The sequence below is a fragment of the Marinobacter sp. C1S70 genome (assembly GCF_000475355.1).
Lineage (GTDB): Bacteria > Pseudomonadota > Gammaproteobacteria > Pseudomonadales > Oleiphilaceae > Marinobacter > Marinobacter nauticus.
On sequence record NZ_AXBW01000011.1, the window covers coordinates 263,098 to 281,779 of the forward strand.

Sequence of the window (18,682 nt, forward strand, 5' to 3'; positions counted from 1 at the left end):
TTCCTGGCATTGCAACCATACGCCGAAGGTCGGTTCGACATAGGCGGCGGCCTTGGGAATACTGACACCAAGAAATATCCGATAAAAACCAAGGGGAGTGTTGTATGACGGCGGCATCTGATGAACTGGTGCGACTGCACGCTGAAAACGGCGTGGCCACAGTAACCCTGAACCAACCGGAGCGGCGTAACAGTCTTTCGATGGCCTTGCTGGAAGCGCTTTCAGAGGTACTTGAGCAGATCGCCGGGGATGGCAGCGTGCGCGTGGTGGTACTTGCCGCAGCCGGCAAGGTGTTTTGTGCGGGGCACGATCTTCGGGAAATGCGGGATCAGTTCGACAGTCACGATTTCCAACTGCGGCTGTTTCAGCAGTGCAGCAGGGTGATGCAGCAGATTGTGAACCTGCCCAAACCGGTGATTGCCCGGGTTGCCGGTGTGGCGACCGCCGCGGGTTGTCAGCTGGTGGCCAGTTGCGATCTGGCGGTGGCAGAGAAGGGCGCCCGTTTTGCCACGCCCGGCGTGAACATTGGCCTGTTCTGCTCCACGCCCATGGTGGCCCTGTCCCGCAATGTCAGCCGCAAACACGCGATGGAGATGCTGCTGACCGGTAAGTTGATTGATGCGGCCCGGGCAGAACAAGTCGGGCTGATTAACCGTGCAGTAGAACCGGGAGCCCTGGATGAGACGGTGTACGGCATGGCCGCCACCATTGCCGGAAAATCCGGGCATACCCTGAAAATTGGTAAAGAGGCGTTCTACAAACAGCTGGAAATGCCGCTGGCTCAGGCCTATGACTACACGGCCAAGGTGATGGCGGAAAACATGCAGGCGAATGATGCCCAGGAGGGTATTTCCGCGTTTCTGGATAAGCGGGACCCAGACTGGCAGCACAAGTAATCAGGGTTTGCAGGGGCTGGCCTGATCCCAGATCAGACGGTCTCCGGCTTCAATTTGCCGGCTGCTGAAATAACCGGCGTTCATTTCCACGGCGTGCCAGTAGGAGGCGCCAGCGGGGTAGCTGGGACAATCGTTGCTGCGAGATGATGCACAGGGGTGCATCTGGCGAATGCTGACGATAACGCCCTGGTTATCCAGAAAGGCAATGTCCAGGGGCAGGAGAGTCTGGTACATCCAGAAGCCTTGCTCCGGGCTGCGCTCATAATCATAGCTGAACAGCATGCCGGCGTTTTCTGCCAGGGCTTCCCGGCCCATCAGGCCTTTCTGGCGGTCCTGGCTGTTGCTGGCCACTTCCAGCACCACCGGGTGTTGCGTTGTATCAGTGACGAAACAGGCCTGGGCCACCGGCAGGTGCGAGGAATCTTTGGCGTCTGCCGAGCCGCAGCCTGCAAGCAGGGCGCTTAAAACCAGCAGGGCAAGATGGCGAGCGATCATGAGCGCAGACGGTAGCCGGTTTTGAAGATCCACCAGACGGCGGTCATGCACATGGTCAGGAACACCATGGTCATACCTACACTGATGCCCACGTGCACATCGGAAACCCCGTAAAAGGCCCAGCGGAAGCCACTGATCAGGTACACCACCGGGTTGAACAGGCTGATGGTTTGCCAGATCTCGGGCAGCATGTCGATGGAATAGAAGGTGCCGCCCAGAAACACCAGTGGGGTCACAATCATCATCGGCACAATCTGCAGCTTCTCGAAGCCATCGGCCCAGATGCCAATAATGAAGCCGAACAGGCTGAAGGTCATGGCCGTGAGCACCAGAAACGAGAACATCCAGAACGGATGCAGAATCGAGTAGTCCACAAACAGCTTGGCGGTGGCCAGGATAATCAGGCCCAGTATCACGGCCTTGGTGGTCGCGGCACCCACATAACCCAGCACGATTTCCACGTAGGATACCGGTGCAGACAGCACCTCATAGATGGTACCGGAGAATTTCGGCATGTAGATGCCGAAGGAGGCGTTGGAGATGCTCTGCATCAGCAGTGACAGCATCACCAGGCCGGGAATGATGTAGGCGCCATAACTGATGTTGTCGATGTCACCCATGCGCGAGCCAATGGCCGAGCCAAACACCACAAAGTACAGGCAGGTGGAGATGACCGGCGAGAGCACGCTTTGCATGACCGTGCGTTTCATGCGCGCCATCTCGAATTTGTAGATTGCTTTTACACCGTAAAGATTCATTGTTCTCTCCGTGAGGGCCGTTCGGGCGGGTGGTTACTCGTGCACCAGGCCCACGAATATCTCTTCCAGGGAACTCTCCCGGGTTTGCAGATCACGGTACTCAATGTCCAGATCACCCAGGGTACGAAGCAGTCGGGCCACGCCGGCCTGTTGTTGCTGAGAGTCGAAGGTGTAGATCAGCTCGTAGCCGTCTTCTGAAAGCTCGATTGGCTCCAGGGTGAGTTCCCCGGGCAGCTTATCCAGTTTTTGCTGAAGCTGCAGGCGAAGTTCTTTCTTGCCCAGCTTGGACATCAGGCGGTTCTTGTCTTCCACCAAGATGATCTCGCCCTGGCGGATAACGCCAATGCGGTCAGCCATTTCTTCCGCTTCTTCAATATAGTGGGTGGTCAGAATGATGGTGGTGCCGTTCTCGCGGAGTTTGCGCACCATCTCCCACATGTCACGCCGTAGCTCCACATCCACTCCGGCGGTAGGTTCATCCAGGAACAGAATGCGCGGTTCGTGGGACAGCGCCTTGGCGATCATCACCCGGCGTTTCATACCGCCAGACAGTGACATGATGCGGTTGTTGCGCTTGTCCCAGAGGGACAGGTCTTTCAGAACCTTTTCGATATGGGCAGGCTTGGGTGCCTTGCCGAACAGGCCGCGACTGAAAGATACCGCATCCCAAACGGTTTCAAAGGAGTCGGTATTAAGCTCCTGGGGCACCAGGCCGATGGCCTCCCGGGCTTTGCGGTATTGCTTGACGATGTCGTGGCCGGCGGCTTTGACCTCGCCATCGCTCTTGTTGACGATGCCGCAGATGATAGAGATCAGGGTGGTTTTACCAGCACCGTTGGGGCCGAGCAGCGCGAAGATCTCGCCGGGGTAGATTTCCAGGTTGACGTCTTTGAGGGCCTGGAAGCCATCTTCGTAGATCTTGTTCAGGTGCTTAACGGATATGTCCGGTTGCACGGGCGTGTCCTGTTCTGTTGGTGGTAGACCAGAAAGCCGCACATTTTCTCATGCTGGCAGCAGTTTAGAAACCTTTGCTATGTCCGGAATTATCCCCATAATGCCGGTTTCAGATCTGGTTGTGAGGCAGGGTATGGTACGAACCATCGTGGTTCCGGGTTTAGTGTTGGCTGCAATTGGGGCTTTGGTGTTTGGCCCACAGTGGCTGAAAACCGCCGGCACCCCCGAGGAACGGCCAGAATGCGACCTGCTTTCCCGTGCCTGCACCTGGGAGACCGACGAAGGCGCCTGGCGAGTGGAACTCAGCACGCTCGAAGAAGGCGTTCAGGGCATGGAATACCGGCTGGCCATTACCGTACCGGAAGCGCCGGACCGTTTTCTGGCGGTGCTGAGAGGGCAGTCCATGTATATGGGCGAATATCCGGTACCCATGGAGCGCCAGGAGCCCCTGAGCTATCAGGCAACCTTTACAGCTCCGTTCTGCACGACGGGTGCGGAGATGATCTGGCGCATTGACCTGCAGGATGGCCAGAAAGTATTGGAAAATGTGCCCTGGGCACTGGTGTTCCGGGCTGAGAAATAGTTAAATCCCGTCAAATTTCGATGACTTCCAGGGAACAGTGATGGATTACGGGGAAAGCGTTCAGAAGGTGCTATTGCGGAAAATTCGCAAGGCCGAGCAGGATCTCGTTCAGCTCAAGCTGGATTACTGTCGCTTCGTGTTCGGGCTGACCCACCGGGCTACAGTTTCAGCCAATGGCCAGTCCTGGGTAGTGCGGGCGGTGGATGTGGAATCCATGACTTACACCGATGATGGCGAATTCACCAAACCCGCAATTACCGGGTCACCTGCCAACGATGATTCCTGCCGGGAGGCCGTTAACCTGGGCAGCGACTGGACTCTCGAAACCGCTAAATAAACGCGTTACTGGTCACCGCCTCGTAGAGGCTCGAGTTAGCAGGCACATAATGGTTGGCTTGCCAGAATTCCGCACCTTCCAGCCCGGCACGGTAACACGCCATCAGCACGCTGCTACCGGTAAGCGTCGAAATAGCCTGCAGCGCCTCTGGCTGCCGAATACCCGTCTTTCGGCTGACAATGCCCGCAACCATACCTGCCAGCGCCTCGGAGTGGCGAACGGGTTTCGGGCTCAGGGCGCAGCTGGCACCGTAGAGCCAGGCTGCAGCATAAGTACGAACCGCCTCTGGCGATTCTGACAGTACCAGGCCTTTCACCCGGCAATCCCGCTCCTGCAATCCCGCCAAAATGTGCAATTGGGTAAAGAGTTCAGTTCGATCCGGTGCCGTCATGCCTTTGTAGCGACGCGCTTCATTGCCCGAACTGGCGACCCTGCGCGCGGAACTCCCGGAATTATCGGCTTGCGGATCGGCGCCTGCGGCACCGGCTGGAACAAAGGATTCTGTCCGGGACAGGGTAAGCACCCGCGCGGCTAACAGCGCCAGCAGGGCAATCAGCCCCAGTTCTGTCATTGTAACCAATCCATTGACCATCGTGGTATTCCTCTGAAAACGGAGCGACAAGCTGAATCATCGAGTGATTGTAACGTTGTGTAACCGGTAGGGCAGTGGGCAAACCCCGAAAATGGCACTGAAGACCGGTTTAGCTTTGAAAAATGTGATGCCAGTCCCAGGGGATCAGCAGGTGGGCATGGTCTGAAGGGCCAGTTTGCGACGAATGAAACGGCCCAGGGCGTCGACACCAATGTTCAGCAGAGCGGTAATCAAAATCAGCACCATGGCACGATCAAAACGAATATTCTGAATGGCACTGTCGACGTAAAAGCCGAGAGTGTAGATGCCAAGGATGCCCAGTATCGCCGTTTCGCGCATGATGATTTCCCAGCGGTAGAACAGGAATGCCAGGAATGAGCGGTAGATGCGGGGCACCAGTTCCCAGCTGTAGCGGGAAAAACCCACCGGAGCGTCCGGGCGCAGGTGAATGGTGTTGGTCTGCCGGCCTATCAGGTGGCCGATAATGCCACCGTTGTGCAGGGCCAGAGCCACCACGGCCGGCAGCATGGAAGGCCCCCACAGCTGCAGCAGAATATAGGCAAGAATGTATTCCGGTGTGGATCGGGCGATCACCAGAAACACATGGCCGGAGGTACGCCGCACCGGGCCACCGAAATGATTCGAGATCAGGGGGAAGGCCAGCAGGGACAGAATGCCGGTGGCTACCAGCGCTATCTGGGTTAAGACCACGGTGTTCCAGATGCCTGGCAGCGCTTCAGTTATCATTACATCGGATAACCACGCCCAGATAGCCGCAAGCCCTTCGCCATCCCGGATCGGTGAAGGAATGATATCCTCCGTAAAGAAGCGCTCCACGTTGCCCCAGACAATGGGCAGACCGTCCCCAAGAAAAAAGGGCGCTGCAAGAATATAGATCGGCAGTAGTTTGGGGCGAACCCATAAGGGCATGGTGGCGATCAGTACATAGAACAGAATCAGCATGGCGCCGGCATCTGAGTACAGACCCTGGGAGAACGAGGATTCCAGGTAGAAACCCAGAGTCGGTAGCCCCACAAAGCCCAGGATGGCAGAGGAACGCAGGCCACACTCGAGTCGGTAGGCCGTATAGGTGCGCATCTGAACCCAGCAATCAGGGATACGGGCATACAGAAAGGCGGCAATGGATGAGGTTCCCGGTGGCAGCAGACGGCCCGGTTCCTGGTCTGCCTCTTCCAGGATTTCCGAATAGACCTTGGCGAAGATGCCGGAATAGGGAATGGCAATGGCCAGCACACCCGTGAGCGGGTGGAAACCGAAAAACTGGAGAAAGATCAGCGCCCAGAACAGCTCATGGATGGCGCGGATAAAAGCGCAGAAGATTCGTACTGGCAGAAAGCGGTACACCAGCGCCAGCAGGAAGCCGCAGATACTCCCGAGGGTTACACCCACAAAGGCAAAAGCTACGGTCCGCAGCAGGGCAGTGAGCAAGCCTTCGGTACTGAAAAAATTGGGTGTGGCTACGCCCAGGAAGAACCGGCCAAGGTCCTGCCAGGGGTTGGCAGTGGTGATGGCAATGTCCGCAACCAACAGCCCGAGCAACGCAACGGCAAGAAAGATAAGGCTGGCTCGTACGGTCGGATAGGCGAACATGCTGAGAGTCGGTGCCTGTCAGTAGAGAACGGAAATGTCAGCGGCGGTCAGCTCACTGGCCGGCTGGTCCAGGGCAATCTGGCCGTACTGAATACCGATGATGCGGGTACAGTGTGCCAGAGCCATCTCCACATCGTGCAGGGCAACAATACTGGTGGTGAATTGATTGGTAAGCATGGTCATCACCTGCTGGGCCATTGGCCCGTCCAGGGCGGAAATGGGCTCATCGGCCAACAGAGTTGGCGCCTGCCGATAGAGTGCCCGCGCAATGGCCACTCGTTGCCGTTGGCCGCCAGACAGTGCTGCCGCGGGAATCCAGAGTTTTTCTGGTATACCCAGTTTGGTCAGTAACGCCCGGATGGCGTCTTTGTCCCGCCGGAACGGACGGATCAGCGTAAGCGTGTTGTACCAGGTGGCATGCTGGTCCAGTTGCCCCATAAACACATTGTGGAAGACAGGAAGGGCATTGACCAATCCCAGGCCCTGGGGAACGAGTGAAGCCTTGCCTTCGAGCCGGTCATAAAGCAAGCGGATAAGCGTGGATTTGCCGGCACCACTTTTGCCAACCAGACCAACGTGTTCCCCTTCATTGATTCGGAAGGAGAGCGGGCCGATAACCCGCTCTCCATCGAAACTGGCGGTCAGGCCATGGAAATCAAAGCCTGACATCAATCGAGAATTCCGATGTTTTCCGCTGTTGCACGAATGGGCTCGTAGTCGTCATTGGACGCCGGAATGAAGCCGGAGCGGGGGAAGCTCTCCAGCAAGGCAGGATCGTCCAGCTTCAGCAGGGCTTCGGTGACCTTCTGCTTGAAGCCATCACCAAAACGCTCGTCGACATCGCCACGGATGGTCCACTGATAATCCGGGTAGGAAGGTGTTTTCCAGATTACCTGAACGGAATCAGTATCGATGTTGCCGTTTTCCAGTTCTTTTTCCCAAACCTGGAAGTTCAGGGCGCCCACTTCATAGGTTCCGGCCTCGACCAGGCGAAGGGTACGGGTATGGTTGCCACTGAAACCAACCCGGGAGAACAGGGAATCCGGCGCTTCATTGAAGACATCCCGAATGTAGAACTCCGGCATCAGGCGGCCCGAGGTCGAACCTTTTGAACCGAAGGTAAAGGTTTTGCCGCGCAGTTCGTCTTCCAGCTCATCCAGGCTGTCGGCCGGCTGAATTCCAGTGCTCGTGTTGGCGATAAAGTAGGTCTCGAAGGCTTCGTCTTCAACGCCTTGAGCAATGGCTTCGGAACCCGGAACCAGTCGACGGGCCTGAACACCAGACAAGCCCCCAAACCACGCCAGTTGTACCTGGTTGTTGCGGAAGGCCGATACCGCAGCGGCGTAGGATTTCACCGGGATGTAACGCACCTCAACATCCAGTTGCTCCTGAAGATAGTCAGCCACGCCACGAAAGCGCTCGACCAGTTTGGTTTCATCTTCATCCGGAATGGCGGTGAATACGAAAGTGTCTGCCTGAACGGTGGTTGCCGCTGCCAGCGAAAGCAGGCCCGTCGCCAGCCATTTTCTGAGGTTGCTGATTGCCATCATGAATCATTCCTTTGCGAGGTGGGGTTTGGTGAAAAACGTTGCCATCTACTTGAAAACCCAGTCAGGATAACGTGATTTCCATCAAGTCTGAACCGGTATACGAGGGAAGGCTTTACCTGGCGCAGTGCCACATGCAGAATTTTTCAAAAACAGAACAAGTGAACGCCATGCGATTGACCATAGTAACTCCAGCCGGCCCGGATTCGAAAGCAGGTAATCGGGCCACCGCACTGCGTTGGCAGAGTCTGCTGGAAGCAGCCAGTCATCAGGTGGAAGTGGTGACAGAATACCAGCGCCAGGAAACGGACTGCCTGATTGCCCTGCACGCCTGGCGAAGTGCTGACGCGGTTAAGCGGTACCGGGAAACATGGCCCGAGAAACCTTTGATCGTGGTACTTACCGGCACAGACATATACCGCTTTCAGCACGAGTTTCCGGACATCACATGGGCCTCCATGGACGCCGCTGATCTGTTGATCGGGCTGCATGATCTGGTGGCCGAGGATATTCCCGAACGCTACCACGACAAATTGCTGTGCCTGCGGCAATCCGCGCCCAAGCCGTCAGTGGCGGGTAGCGCCCGGGCAGAAAAGGACCAGTTCCACGTTTGCGTTATTGGCCATCTGCGTGACGAAAAGGATTCTCTGCGTGCTGCCTGGGCCTGCTACCACCTTCCTGAGCAATCCCGCATTGTGGTTTCCTGCGCCGGCAAGGCCCACAACGAGGCGTGGCGGGAAAAGGCGCTGGAAGAAAGCCGGTCCAATCCCCGGTTTCATTATCTGGGTGAGTTGGACAAGCCAAAGCTGGAGCACCTGATGGCCGTGAGTAATCTTATGGTGATCAGTTCCATCATGGAGGGTGGGGCGAATGTGGTGTCGGAAGCCTGTCGGGCGGGCTTGCCGATTCTTGCCTCTGATATTCCCGGCAACCGTGGTTTGCTGGGCGATGACTATCCCGGCTGTTTTCCGGTTAAAGACGATAAAGCTCTGGCGAGCCTGATGTTACGTGCGGAAACCGACGCGGAATTCCTGGCGGAACTGCGAGCGAAGGTAAATGCCCTTGCGTCTGGATTTACCCCGGAGAGCGAACTGGAAAGCCTGGAACTCGCCCTGGTCAGATGCAAAAAAGGGTAGGCCGACGGGCCTACCCCTTATTTCAAGCCATGGGGTTGCGAGATAGGTTTCAGAGTACCTTTTTCGCTTCGGCAGACAACTCGCTGAACCCTTTCAGGCTCTTGAATGCTTCCAGCTTCTGCTTGTCCGCATCGCTGGGGTTGGCAATCTGCTCGATGGAGGTAATGCCAGCCTCTTTCATTTTCTTTGCGGTTGCCGGGCCAATGCCCTTCACGCGGGTAAGGTCAGACTTGTCTGCCGGCTTGGCCGATTTCTTCGGAGCTGCGGCCTTGGGCTTGGCAGTGCTCGTTTTCTTGGCGGCCGGCTTGGCAGCGGCGGTTTTCTTGGCCGGAGCCGCTTTCTTGGTACCACTGGCCTTCGAGGTTGATTCGCCGGACTTGGACACTGACTTGCCAGTTTCCTTTGAAGCGATACCCAGGCGCTCCAGCAATGCCGACTGCAGTTCGTGGAATTCATTCATGCGGCGCTCAAATTCGTCGTTAAAGCGCTTCATTTCACGATCACGCAGCTCATCCATGTCTTTCAGGAGCTTGCGTACCGGCTCCTGAACCTGGTTCTGCAGGTTGTCGAACTGCTTCAGTGCGTCGTTAATCAGCCCTTCGATCTGGGCGGATGTTTTCTCGAACTCTTTGTTTACTTTCTTGACGATCTTATCAACGCTTGGCTTGGCTTTCTTTGCCATGGAGTGTCTCCTTACGGAAGGGAAGTGCGGGTGAAGTGAACGGGCATCAGGCCATTTGTCGCATACCGGAAGCGGGACTCGACCCACGCCGGGATTTCAGGCTCTGTTTCTTGAGAACAACTTCTCTTATGCGCCGCAGTTTGTCAGAGAGCGGCGATTCGTCTCGAGCATTTAGCTCAACAAAATCAAGTGAGTAGAAGAAGTTGCTACAGTGTTTTCTCTTTTCGGTAACCAGGCCGGTCAGGCCTTCGGCACGGATTTCTTCAAACGGCATATCCATAACAAGGTCGAGAACCACGGTATCCCCGGGTTCAAACAGTTTGTCCGTTTTCATCACGCAGCCGTAACTGTCGAGTTCATAAAGTCGCGCTTCCACGGTTTCCTTGCGAAAAATGCCGTGTCGGATTCGGAAACGCGCGACCAGGTCCGGTAGTTCTTCGTTCATGGAACGCTTGCTCTGCTATTGAGGTCGGCCAGATATATACTGAACATTAATTAAACAATAGACGGGCCAGAAACTTTTGGCAATGCCGTCAGCTATCTACCGCAGCCCGTTCATGGAAATAATCAGGATTTGGCCCCCTGTGCGGGGCCAAATCTGCCCATTACCGGGTTTTCAGCTCGTAAAGGTCAACACGTCGATCTTTCAGATTGGTGACAGAACCTTCGTTTCTGACCAGTTTGAGCTTTTCCAGATCCATATCTGAAAACATGATCATTTCGGTGTTCGGTGTGGTTTCTGCCATCACTGCATCATGAGGGAATGCGAAATCCGACGGCGAGAATACCGAAGACTGGGCGTACTGAACATCCAGGTTTTCCACTTTCGGCAGGTTGCCCACGCTGCCGGTAATCACCACGTAGCACTCGTTTTCTATGGCCCGGGCCTGGGCACAATGGCGCACGCGCAAATAGCCGTTCTTGGTATCGGTCCAGAAGGGGACACAGATAATGTCCACATCCTGACTGGCGGCGATACGGCCCAGTTCCGGAAACTCAATGTCGTAGCAGATCATGATGGCGACACGGCCGGCATCGGTATCGAATACCTGGAATTTATCACCACCCTCAATAACCCAGTCGCGACGTTCGTGAGGGGTGATGTGGACCTTGCGCTGCTCGTCTACACGACCGTCACGGTGGCACAGGTATGAGACGTTGTAGACCCGGTCATCTTCAATCAGCGGCATGGAGCCGGTGATAATGTTGATGTTGTAACTGACGGCCATTTCCGACATTTCGTTGCGGAACTGTTCGGTAAAGCCGGCGAGGAACCGAATGGCACGGGTCTGATCCATCTGGTCGGTCAGCCCCATCAGCGGCGCGTTGAAAAATTCCGGGAACAGGGCAAAGTCGCTTTTATAATCCGACAGTGCGTCCACGAAGTACTCAACCTGCTTGAGCACCTCCTCCACCGAGGTGAATTCCCGCATCTGCCACTGCACCGCCCCCATGCGCACCTGGGTTTTTTTGACGTTGAGTACCGATGAGGGAGGCGTATAGAGAATGTTTCTCCACTCCAGCAACGTTGCATATCCGAGGGATTTCTGGTCTTCCGGCAGGTATTTGTGCATCAGCCGGGTAACCTGGAAATCGTTGGAAAGCTGGAACGTCAGGATCGGGTCGTAGATTTCCTTGCGATCAACGCGCTGAATGTATTCTTCCGGAGTGTATTGCTCGGCGTACTTGAAGTAGCTGGGAATCCGCCCTCCGGCGAGGATGGCCCGCAGGTTCATGGAACGACAGAGCTCTTTTCGTGCTTCATACAGGCGACGCCCCAGTCGATAGCCCCGGTATTCGGGGTCTATAAACACATCCAGGCCGTAAAGCGAATCGCCGTTGGGGTTGTGCCAGATTTTCTCGTTACGCAGAATCAGGTCGTCGTAGGCGTGAGGGTTGCTGAATCTTTCGTATTTCACGCATACCGTGAGCGCCACCGCCACCAACTGGCCGTTGTCTTCGATACAGATCTGGCCATCCGGAAACTGTTCTACCAGAGCCTTGATGGTTTCTTTTGGCCACGCGCCACCAATGTCGTCGTAAACCCGATCCATCAACTCTTGCAACTGGCCGTAGTCATCAAGGGTCAGGTTACGCAGATTCAGGTGGAGCTCTTCATGGGCCATAGGGTTCTCCCTGTCGTGTCTGGCGAATGTGCTGTGATCTCAGCATTCTAGCAAAGAGTGTTCAAGACTTCGCAGGATCTGCCGTTAGTAAGTATGTTTCGACTACACTAAATGATAAATGCAATTTGTTTTTGACCCTGATTGGAGACCGTCAGCTTGAACCTATCATTCGCCCAGAAATTGCTGATCGCAATTGGCTCCCTGATCGTGTTGATTATGGGCGCCCTGACAATTTCCAACGATATTCGGCTCCGCTCAACGACCGATCGCTACGTTAGCGCGCTGATGAGCGATGCAGTGGCCCAGAGTACGTCGAGTATTGCCGATTGGCTCAATACGCGCCTGGATATGGCGGAAGCGACGGCGAAGGCGCTGGAACGGACTCGCAACGACGATAACGCCCGCGTTCTCATGGAAGCCATGACCGAAGGTGGCAACATCAAGGACGTGTACGCCGGCACCGAAGATGGCCGCATGCTGATGCGAAGTGCCGAAGTAGAAGCCACGCTTCCACCCGATTATGACCCCCGGGTACGCCCCTGGTACCAGAAAGCCCAGCGTTTGGGGCAGGCGTCGTTTACCGATCCGTACCTGGATGCAACCTCGGACGAGACCATTATTTCCGCCATGGCGCCAATCAAGCGGGGCAATTATGTTGGCGTGGCCGGTATGGATATCAGTCTCAACACAATCGATCAGATGCTATCGACCATTACCCTGGCAGAGACGGGCTATGCGGCGTTAATCAACAATTCCGGCACGGTCCTGTTTCACCCCAACAGCGAGATTGTTGGCAAGAACATCAGCGGCATGATCGGTCAGCAGCCGGTTCTGGACGGTTCTCTGCAGGGATTTGAGAGCGAGGGTGCCGAGTGGAGTGTCAGCTTTCACCCCATCAGCGAAGCCCGGGCCGTGGACTGGTACCTGGTTACGTTCGTGAATGAAAACCTGATCAGTGCTCCCATCGTCGAGGCTCGGACTATGGGCCTGATCATCGCCGGGGTAGGGCTGATTGTTGCGCTTGTCTTGCTCTACTTTGCGATAAGCTTCCTTCTTGCGCCGGTTCGCAGGCTTAATGGCGCCATGTCTCGCATCGCTTCCGGAGATGCGGATCTTACCAAGCGTCTTGATGACTCTGCGTCTGATGAGTTTGGGCAGTTGGCGCGCAGCTTTAATAGCTTTGTTGAGAACATCCAGCAGGTTGTAAAAGAAGTAAAAGAGGGCAGCGACGAACTGGAGGAGAACGTAAAGTCGCTCCGACAGACGTCCAGCGACAGTCGCTCCAGTGTTGAAAACCAGCAGCATGAGATCGACATGATCGCGACGGCAATTAACGAAATGTCCGCGGCGGCGGGTGAGATTGCCCAGAATGCCCAGCAAACTGCGGAAGCTGCAGAGAATGCAGACCAGGAAAGCCGGGGTTCCCTGGAGACCGTCACCGCCTCGCGGGATGCGGTGCAGAAGCTGGTGGGTGAAATAAACGCCGCCGCCGAGGTTATCGACACCCTTGGTAAGGATGTTTCGTCGATTACGACTGTACTTGAAGTCATTCAGGGCATTGCGGAACAAACCAATCTGCTGGCACTGAACGCGGCCATTGAAGCGGCGCGGGCAGGGGATGCGGGACGCGGATTTGCGGTGGTGGCTGATGAGGTTCGGAATCTCGCTCAGCGTACCCAGTCTTCCACCGAAGAAATCAACAACATGATCGAGCGGCTGCAGAAAGGCGCCAACGATGCGGTAGACGTTATGAAAGCCTCTACGGCGGTATCCAACGTGAGTATGGAGAAAGCGCAGGATGCGATGGAGTCTCTGAACCGGATTGTGGAGGCGATTACCGCCATCAGTCAGATGACCTCACAGATCGCCACGGCCTCCGAGGAGCAGACATCGGTGACCGAAGAGTTGAATGCGTCCATCACCCGCATTGCTGACCAGGGCCAGGAAGCGGCCAAGGCGGCCAGCGAGAACGATGTTTACAGTGGCCACATCGAGACTATCGGCAGTGTGCTGAATGACAAGGTAACCCGTTTCCGGGTGTAATTCGTGGCGGCCAGGGATGGCCCGCTAGTCTCCGACACTCAGTAGCTCAACGCGGCGCTCCAGGTTTTCCAGGGTTCGACGCCCGACATATCTGGATTCTTCACTAAGATACGGATTCTCCAACGTGATTACTGTGCGCCGATCAAGGCCCAGTGATGATACCGCTCTGCCAAACCAGTTTTTCAGATACACCGCGAAGCTGCCGTCCAGGATCGCTCGCTCCAGACCCAGTTGCAGGCGTTGCGCGGTTTCGTGATCGTCCGGGGCCACAAAAAGGTAGGATGGCATGGCGTAGGCCAGCAGGATGTTTGGCTCGATTACCAGGTCGTCGGCTTTGTTATGTTCGAGGTCGAACAGCACTTCGCTCACACCGCGGGCGTAACAGTCGAAGCGTTTATTGCGAAGCATACCAAAGAGTATTTCATAGCGGGTGTGGGTGATCACGGTAATGCCGTTAGCTTCGAGAATCGGGGTGTCTGGCCAGTGTGCGCCCTGGCCAATACGGATATCTCGCTGGCGCAGGTCGTCCAGGCTGGATACCCCCTCAAACAGATTGAGCTGTTCCGGCAACACTAGGCATACCCTGAATCCGAGCAGTCCGCCGTCCACAGGTACCGGAATGGCGTTCAGAAATGTTTCCCGCTCTTCTGACGTCGCCACGTTCGCAATATCCAGAATCCGGCTCCGAGGGTTAGCCAATTCCCGAAGGGCGCGCCCCTGGCTTATTTCTTCGCTGCGGATAATCTGGAACTCACCGTACTCCGAGGTTTTGCGCAATGCGAGTTCAACCAGATTGCGAATGGCCGGGTTATCGTAGTTGCGGTACCAGAGTATGTAGTCTCGTGTGGGAGCCGATTTGGATTCGGACGCAGCCGTTTGCTGAACGTGAATGCACGCCGCAAGCGCCAGAACTGGCCAGAGGCGCGTTATCATTTTATTGAATGTGTACAACTGCGTGCCCTTTCCCTGTTATCCGGCTGCAAGCAACGGTAACGTTACAGACATTGGCTACAGCTTAGATCAGAAAGCGTTATTCGAAACGTACAGGTTTCAAAAAAACTGTAAAAGATTCTTGAAGTAGCCGTATCTGACTGTAAAGATCGCCTTTTCTGTACTTCAGGATATGGCTTTATGGCTCTTATTGATTCTCTGATTGGCACCGCCGGCCAATGGGTAAGCTCCAGTGACCCCAAGGCGACGCTGCTGCAACCGCTGGAATGGCTCAAGAAGACCGGCAGTTATGCCGCGGTTAACCGCATTATTGGTATGGCGATACCGTTCGCGCCACGTAATCACTTCAGCGTTGAGGAGCTTCGCCCGGGCTACGTCAAAGCCCGCGTGCGCCTCAAGGGCAATAAAAACCACTTTGGTAGCCTGTATGCTGGCGCCTATTTCCTGGTGGCGGAGATTCCCGGTGGGGTGTTGACCCTCTTCGACCTTGGCCCTGCCAATACGCCAATTCTGAAGGAAATGACTCTGGAGTTTCTGCAGCCGGCCAATTCAGATGTGACCGTGGAATTTGAACTACCACCAGAGGCGGTGGCTGCCATCCTTGCCGATGCAGACGCCACCGGTAGGGCTAAATTTACTCTGGAAGGCATTCTGAGAGATGAAGAAGGCAACCACGTTGCCACCTCCATCGCCCATTACCGGGTGCGCAAGAAGGGGTTCAAGCCTCAGGATTGATAGAGCGTAGCGCCTGCAGGAAAACATCGCCATACTTTTCCAGCTTGGCGGCGCCCACGCCGCTGACCTCGGCCAGCTCCTCCAGGGTGGAAGGGCGGCGTTCAAGCATGTCGAACAGGGTTGTGTCGTGGAAGATCACGTAGGGCGGCACGCCCTGCTTGTCCGCCAGCTCTTTGCGGCAGGCCCGCAACGCATCCCACCCGGCGTGGTCGGTAATCTGGTCCCGCACGTTCTGGCCGCTCCGGCGGCTCGTTGATGACTTACCACCAGCGGTGTTGCGGACCACCGGGTCTTTCCGGAGTTCAATCGCCTGTGCGCCCTTGAGCAGGGGGCGGCAGCGCTCGGTTAGCTGAAGCGCGCCATAGCCCTCAGGGTCTGCCCGCAGGTATCCGTTCGCCACCAGTTGCCGGAATACCGACTTCCATTCGTTCGCTGACAGTTCCTGACCGATGCCATAGGTGGTGATCGCCTGGTGGCCGGATTGCAGGATTCGTTCATTCTCTGACCCGCGAAGTACATCAATGACGTAGTTAACGCCAAAACGCTGGCCGGTGCGGTACACGCAGGAGAGGGCCTTCTGCACCGCCACCGTGCCATCCCAGGTTTCCGGAGGGTTCAGGCAGGTATCGCAGTTTCCGCAGGGAGTCTCCAGATTGTCTCCGAAATAATGCAACAAAACTTGTCGCCGGCACTGGGTCACTTCGCACAGCCCAAGCATGGCATCCAGTTTCTGTCGCTCAACCCGCTTGAACTGATCGTTACCCTGAGAGGCCTCCAGCATCTGCCGGAGTTTGATGACATCCTGCAGGCCATACACCATCCACGCGGTGGACGGCTTGCCATCCCGGCCCGCCCGGCCCGTTTCCTGGTAATAGGCTTCCAGGCTTTTGGGGAGGTCCATATGGGCGACAAAACGCACATCAGGTTTATCGATGCCCATGCCAAAGGCAATGGTTGCCACCACAATAACGCCGTCTTCCCTGAGAAAGCGCTCCTGATTGCGGGCGCGGTCTTCGGCGCTCAGCCCGGCATGGTAGGGCAGTGCGGTATAGCCCTTGCTGCTCAGTAATCGGGCGGTGGCATCGACCTTGTTTCGGGACAGGCAATAGACAATACCGCAATCACCCTCATGCTCTGCTTTAATAAAATCCAACAACTGTTTGTTTGCGTTGGTCTTTGGTGTAATCCGATACTGAATGTTGGGGCGATCAAAGCCACTGATGAAATGCCGGGCGGTGGTCAGCGACAGCCGTTCCGCAATCTCTTTTCGCGTGCGCTCATCAGCGGTCGCTGTCAGTGCGATACGGGGGATGCCGGGAAATTCCTGGGCCAGCATGCTCAGTTGAAGGTAGTCGGACCGGAAATCGTGCCCCCACTGGGAGACGCAGTGAGCCTCGTCTATGGCAAACAACGACAGGGACGCGTTATGCAGCAGCTCAATGGTTCGCGGCTGAATCAGCCGCTCCGGCGCGCAATAGAGCAGGTCCAGCTCGCCGGTCGCCAGGGCGTATTCGGTGGCACGGGCCTGTTCGAAATCCATGGTGGAATTCAGGAACGCCGCTTTCACTCCAAGCTCCCGCAACGCCGCCACCTGATCCTGCATAAGCGCGATCAGCGGTGAGATAACAATAGCGGTGCCGGGCCGAACCAGAGCGGGCACCTGATAACACAGGGATTTACCACCCCCGGTGGGCATCAACACAAGGGCATCACCGCCGTTGACCACTTCCCGGACAATATCCCCCTGCAGTGGCCGAAAACTCTCGTAACCAAATACCTCGTGCAGAACCTGCTCCGGATTTCGGCCCGCAGCGGTGGGTGGTTCAGTGGCGAGTTGGTCGAAGTCCTGGTCCATGTACATTCAGTGGTCGGCCCGTAGCGGTGTGATTAAGCAGCGCGATTCTACCAGATCCTTCTGGTTGTTTGGTCAACTGGCCATTCGGGTGGAGGCAAACCGACAAGAGAAAGGATACAATAGCGACCCTTTCGTACACTGTGATCAACGCTGCGAACAACAACAGGGCTTGCATGCAGGAATTTGACGCAATCCGTCCCTATTCGGATGAAGAAACCGCGCCAACCATCCAGAGGTTGGTTAACGACCGGGAATTCCTGGATATGGTGGGGCGATTCAAGTCGCCAACTCTCGCAGAATGGGCGCCTGGCGTTCTGAGGATGTTCACTCGCCGCTGGTTGGTCGGCCATTTCGGGCATTACACCCGGGTGGATGATATGCAGGCCGGAGTTTCGAAATACGTGGGAGAACTGGTGGAAAATACTACCAGCCGTGTCACCCACAGCGGCCTGGAAAATCTCAGCAAGAACAGCGCCCATCTGTTTATTTCCAATCACCGGGACATTGTTTTTGACCCGATGGTGGTCAACTATCTGCTGTTCCAGAACGGCTTCCACACAACCCGGATTGCCATTGGCGACAACCTGCTCTCCAATCGAGTGTTTGCGGAAATGATGCGGTTGAACAAGAGTTTTGTGGTGCGCCGTAACATGACCAGCCCAAGGGAAATGCGTGATGCCTACCTTACGCTTTCCGGCTTCATCAATCACAGCATTGATACCAATCACAGCATCTGGATTGCTCAGCGCGAAGGCCGCGCCAAAGACGGCATTGACGCTACGGACCCGGCCATCATCAAGATGTTCTACATGAGCCGGAAAAAATCCGGGCTGGCGTTCGATGAGGCCATGAACCGTCTTCACATCGTGCCGGTATCTATTGCCTACGAATACGACCCCTGCGATGCCGACAAGGCCAGAGAACTGGAAGTGCGAGCCCGGACCGGCGCCTATCAGAAGACCGAAGGCGAAGACACAGACCAGATCGTTAAAGGGCTGACGGGCTTTAAAGGCCACGTTCATGTTCATTTCGGGGCCCCGATTGCCGATTCACCGGACAACCCGAAAGCACTGGCCGCACGCATTGACCATGAAATGCACGCCAATTACCACCTGCACGCCTCCAATCTGGTGGCCTACCAGATGCGGGGAGTTCATCCGGATGCCCATGAGACTCCGGGCAGTGTGAGCGAGAGCGTGGTAACCGCCGAGACCTGGTCTCCGGCCGATATGGACGCGGCCACGGCAGAAATGGAGCGCCGACTTGAGGCCTGCGAACCGGCGATCCGCCCTTATTTGCTGGATATGTATGCCAATCCGGTGGTCAATGCACTGGCCGCGAATAACCACGAGCAACCGCTGAACCCGACTACCGACTAAGT

19 protein-coding genes are annotated in these 18,682 nt (G+C 56.1%); 7 read left to right on the forward strand and 12 right to left on the reverse strand.

The features are described 5' to 3' along the window. Nucleotides 1–104 precede the first annotated feature (104 nt). On the forward strand, nucleotides 105–896 hold the full coding sequence (locus Q669_RS03325; protein ID WP_022991241.1) for an enoyl-CoA hydratase: 792 nt from the start codon (nucleotides 105–107) through the stop codon (nucleotides 894–896). Here the strand turns inward: Q669_RS03325 and Q669_RS03330 are convergent, their stop codons facing one another. Genes Q669_RS03330 through Q669_RS03340 form a run of 3 tightly spaced genes read right to left on the reverse strand, consistent with a single transcriptional unit; the run spans nucleotide 897 to nucleotide 3,103 of the window. Continuing rightward, complete coding sequence (locus Q669_RS03330; RefSeq protein WP_022991242.1) at nucleotides 897–1,391, reverse strand: DUF192 domain-containing protein; 495 nt, start codon at nucleotides 1,389–1,391, stop codon at nucleotides 897–899. After that, nucleotides 1,388–2,149, reverse strand: coding sequence for an ABC transporter permease (locus tag Q669_RS03335; RefSeq protein ID WP_022991243.1), 762 nt, complete (start codon nucleotides 2,147–2,149; stop codon nucleotides 1,388–1,390). Before Q669_RS03335 ends, Q669_RS03330 begins: the two co-directional genes overlap by 4 nt. Before the next feature lie 33 nt (nucleotides 2,150–2,182). Beyond that, nucleotides 2,183–3,103, reverse strand: coding sequence for an ABC transporter ATP-binding protein (locus Q669_RS03340; RefSeq protein ID WP_011784939.1), 921 nt, complete (start codon nucleotides 3,101–3,103; stop codon nucleotides 2,183–2,185). Between the two features lie 133 nt (nucleotides 3,104–3,236). Here Q669_RS03340 and Q669_RS03345 point away from each other — a divergent pair, with 133 nt between their 5' ends. Continuing rightward, complete coding sequence (locus Q669_RS03345) at nucleotides 3,237–3,686, forward strand: hypothetical protein (protein WP_036148598.1); 450 nt, start codon at nucleotides 3,237–3,239, stop codon at nucleotides 3,684–3,686. A gap of 40 nt (nucleotides 3,687–3,726) precedes the next feature. Continuing rightward, nucleotides 3,727–4,023, forward strand: coding sequence for a hypothetical protein (locus Q669_RS03350; RefSeq protein ID WP_022991245.1), 297 nt, complete (start codon nucleotides 3,727–3,729; stop codon nucleotides 4,021–4,023). Here Q669_RS03350 and Q669_RS03355 read toward each other — a convergent pair. From Q669_RS03355 to Q669_RS03370, 4 genes are all read right to left on the reverse strand, one after another. Next, nucleotides 4,016–4,594, reverse strand: coding sequence for a hypothetical protein (locus Q669_RS03355; RefSeq protein ID WP_022991246.1), 579 nt, complete (start codon nucleotides 4,592–4,594; stop codon nucleotides 4,016–4,018). The genes Q669_RS03350 and Q669_RS03355 overlap by 8 nt on opposite strands. Nucleotides 4,595–4,759: 165 nt before the next feature. After that, complete coding sequence (locus tag Q669_RS03360) at nucleotides 4,760–6,226, reverse strand: PhnE/PtxC family ABC transporter permease (RefSeq protein ID WP_014421458.1); 1,467 nt, start codon at nucleotides 6,224–6,226, stop codon at nucleotides 4,760–4,762. An 18-nt stretch (nucleotides 6,227–6,244) separates the two neighbouring features. After that, the gene (locus Q669_RS03365) at nucleotides 6,245–6,895 is read right to left on the reverse strand and encodes an ATP-binding cassette domain-containing protein (protein ID WP_022991247.1); all 651 of its coding nucleotides are present in this window, start codon (nucleotides 6,893–6,895) and stop codon (nucleotides 6,245–6,247) included. Further along, complete coding sequence (locus Q669_RS03370) at nucleotides 6,895–7,776, reverse strand: putative selenate ABC transporter substrate-binding protein (protein ID WP_014421460.1); 882 nt, start codon at nucleotides 7,774–7,776, stop codon at nucleotides 6,895–6,897. Before Q669_RS03370 ends, Q669_RS03365 begins: the two co-directional genes overlap by 1 nt. A 167-nt stretch (nucleotides 7,777–7,943) precedes the next feature. Between Q669_RS03370 and senB the strand changes: the two genes are divergently transcribed. Continuing rightward, nucleotides 7,944–8,909, forward strand: a complete 966-nt coding sequence (senB, locus tag Q669_RS03375) for a selenoneine biosynthesis selenosugar synthase SenB (protein ID WP_031210917.1) — start codon at nucleotides 7,944–7,946, stop codon at nucleotides 8,907–8,909. A 49-nt stretch (nucleotides 8,910–8,958) separates the two neighbouring features. Here the strand turns inward: senB and Q669_RS03380 are convergent, their stop codons facing one another. The 3 genes from Q669_RS03380 to Q669_RS03390 form a co-directional block, all read right to left on the reverse strand. After that, on the reverse strand, nucleotides 8,959–9,591 hold the full coding sequence (locus tag Q669_RS03380; RefSeq protein ID WP_022991249.1) for a helix-hairpin-helix domain-containing protein: 633 nt from the start codon (nucleotides 9,589–9,591) through the stop codon (nucleotides 8,959–8,961). A gap of 46 nt (nucleotides 9,592–9,637) precedes the next feature. After that, entirely contained in the window at nucleotides 9,638–10,036 is a 399-nt protein-coding gene (locus tag Q669_RS03385) for a hypothetical protein (RefSeq protein WP_014421463.1), read from the reverse strand. A 160-nt stretch (nucleotides 10,037–10,196) separates the two neighbouring features. Beyond that, the gene (locus Q669_RS03390; RefSeq protein WP_011784929.1) at nucleotides 10,197–11,717 is read right to left on the reverse strand and encodes a bifunctional GNAT family N-acetyltransferase/carbon-nitrogen hydrolase family protein; all 1,521 of its coding nucleotides are present in this window, start codon (nucleotides 11,715–11,717) and stop codon (nucleotides 10,197–10,199) included. 156 nt (nucleotides 11,718–11,873) lie between these two features. Between Q669_RS03390 and Q669_RS03395 the strand changes: the two genes are divergently transcribed. Continuing rightward, on the forward strand, nucleotides 11,874–13,760 hold the full coding sequence (locus Q669_RS03395) for a methyl-accepting chemotaxis protein (RefSeq protein ID WP_031210916.1): 1,887 nt from the start codon (nucleotides 11,874–11,876) through the stop codon (nucleotides 13,758–13,760). Between the two features lie 24 nt (nucleotides 13,761–13,784). Here Q669_RS03395 and Q669_RS03400 read toward each other — a convergent pair whose 3' ends face one another. Continuing rightward, entirely contained in the window at nucleotides 13,785–14,693 is a 909-nt protein-coding gene (locus Q669_RS03400; RefSeq protein WP_022991251.1) for a transporter substrate-binding domain-containing protein, read from the reverse strand. A 198-nt stretch (nucleotides 14,694–14,891) separates the two neighbouring features. On the opposite strand from Q669_RS03400, the gene Q669_RS03405 reads away from it, so the two are divergent. Next, nucleotides 14,892–15,446 (forward strand): YiiD C-terminal domain-containing protein, encoded by a 555-nt coding sequence (locus tag Q669_RS03405; protein WP_022991252.1) that lies wholly within the window; start codon nucleotides 14,892–14,894, stop codon nucleotides 15,444–15,446. Here Q669_RS03405 and recQ read toward each other — a convergent pair. Continuing rightward, on the reverse strand, nucleotides 15,430–17,301 hold the full coding sequence (gene recQ, locus Q669_RS03410; RefSeq protein ID WP_022991253.1) for a DNA helicase RecQ: 1,872 nt from the start codon (nucleotides 17,299–17,301) through the stop codon (nucleotides 15,430–15,432). The two genes, Q669_RS03405 and recQ, sit on opposite strands and share 17 nt — an antisense overlap. Before the next feature lie 173 nt (nucleotides 17,302–17,474). Between recQ and Q669_RS03415 the strand changes: the two genes are divergently transcribed. Beyond that, entirely contained in the window at nucleotides 17,475–18,680 is a 1,206-nt protein-coding gene (locus Q669_RS03415; RefSeq protein WP_022991254.1) for a 1-acyl-sn-glycerol-3-phosphate acyltransferase, read from the forward strand. Nucleotides 18,681–18,682 lie beyond the last annotated feature (2 nt).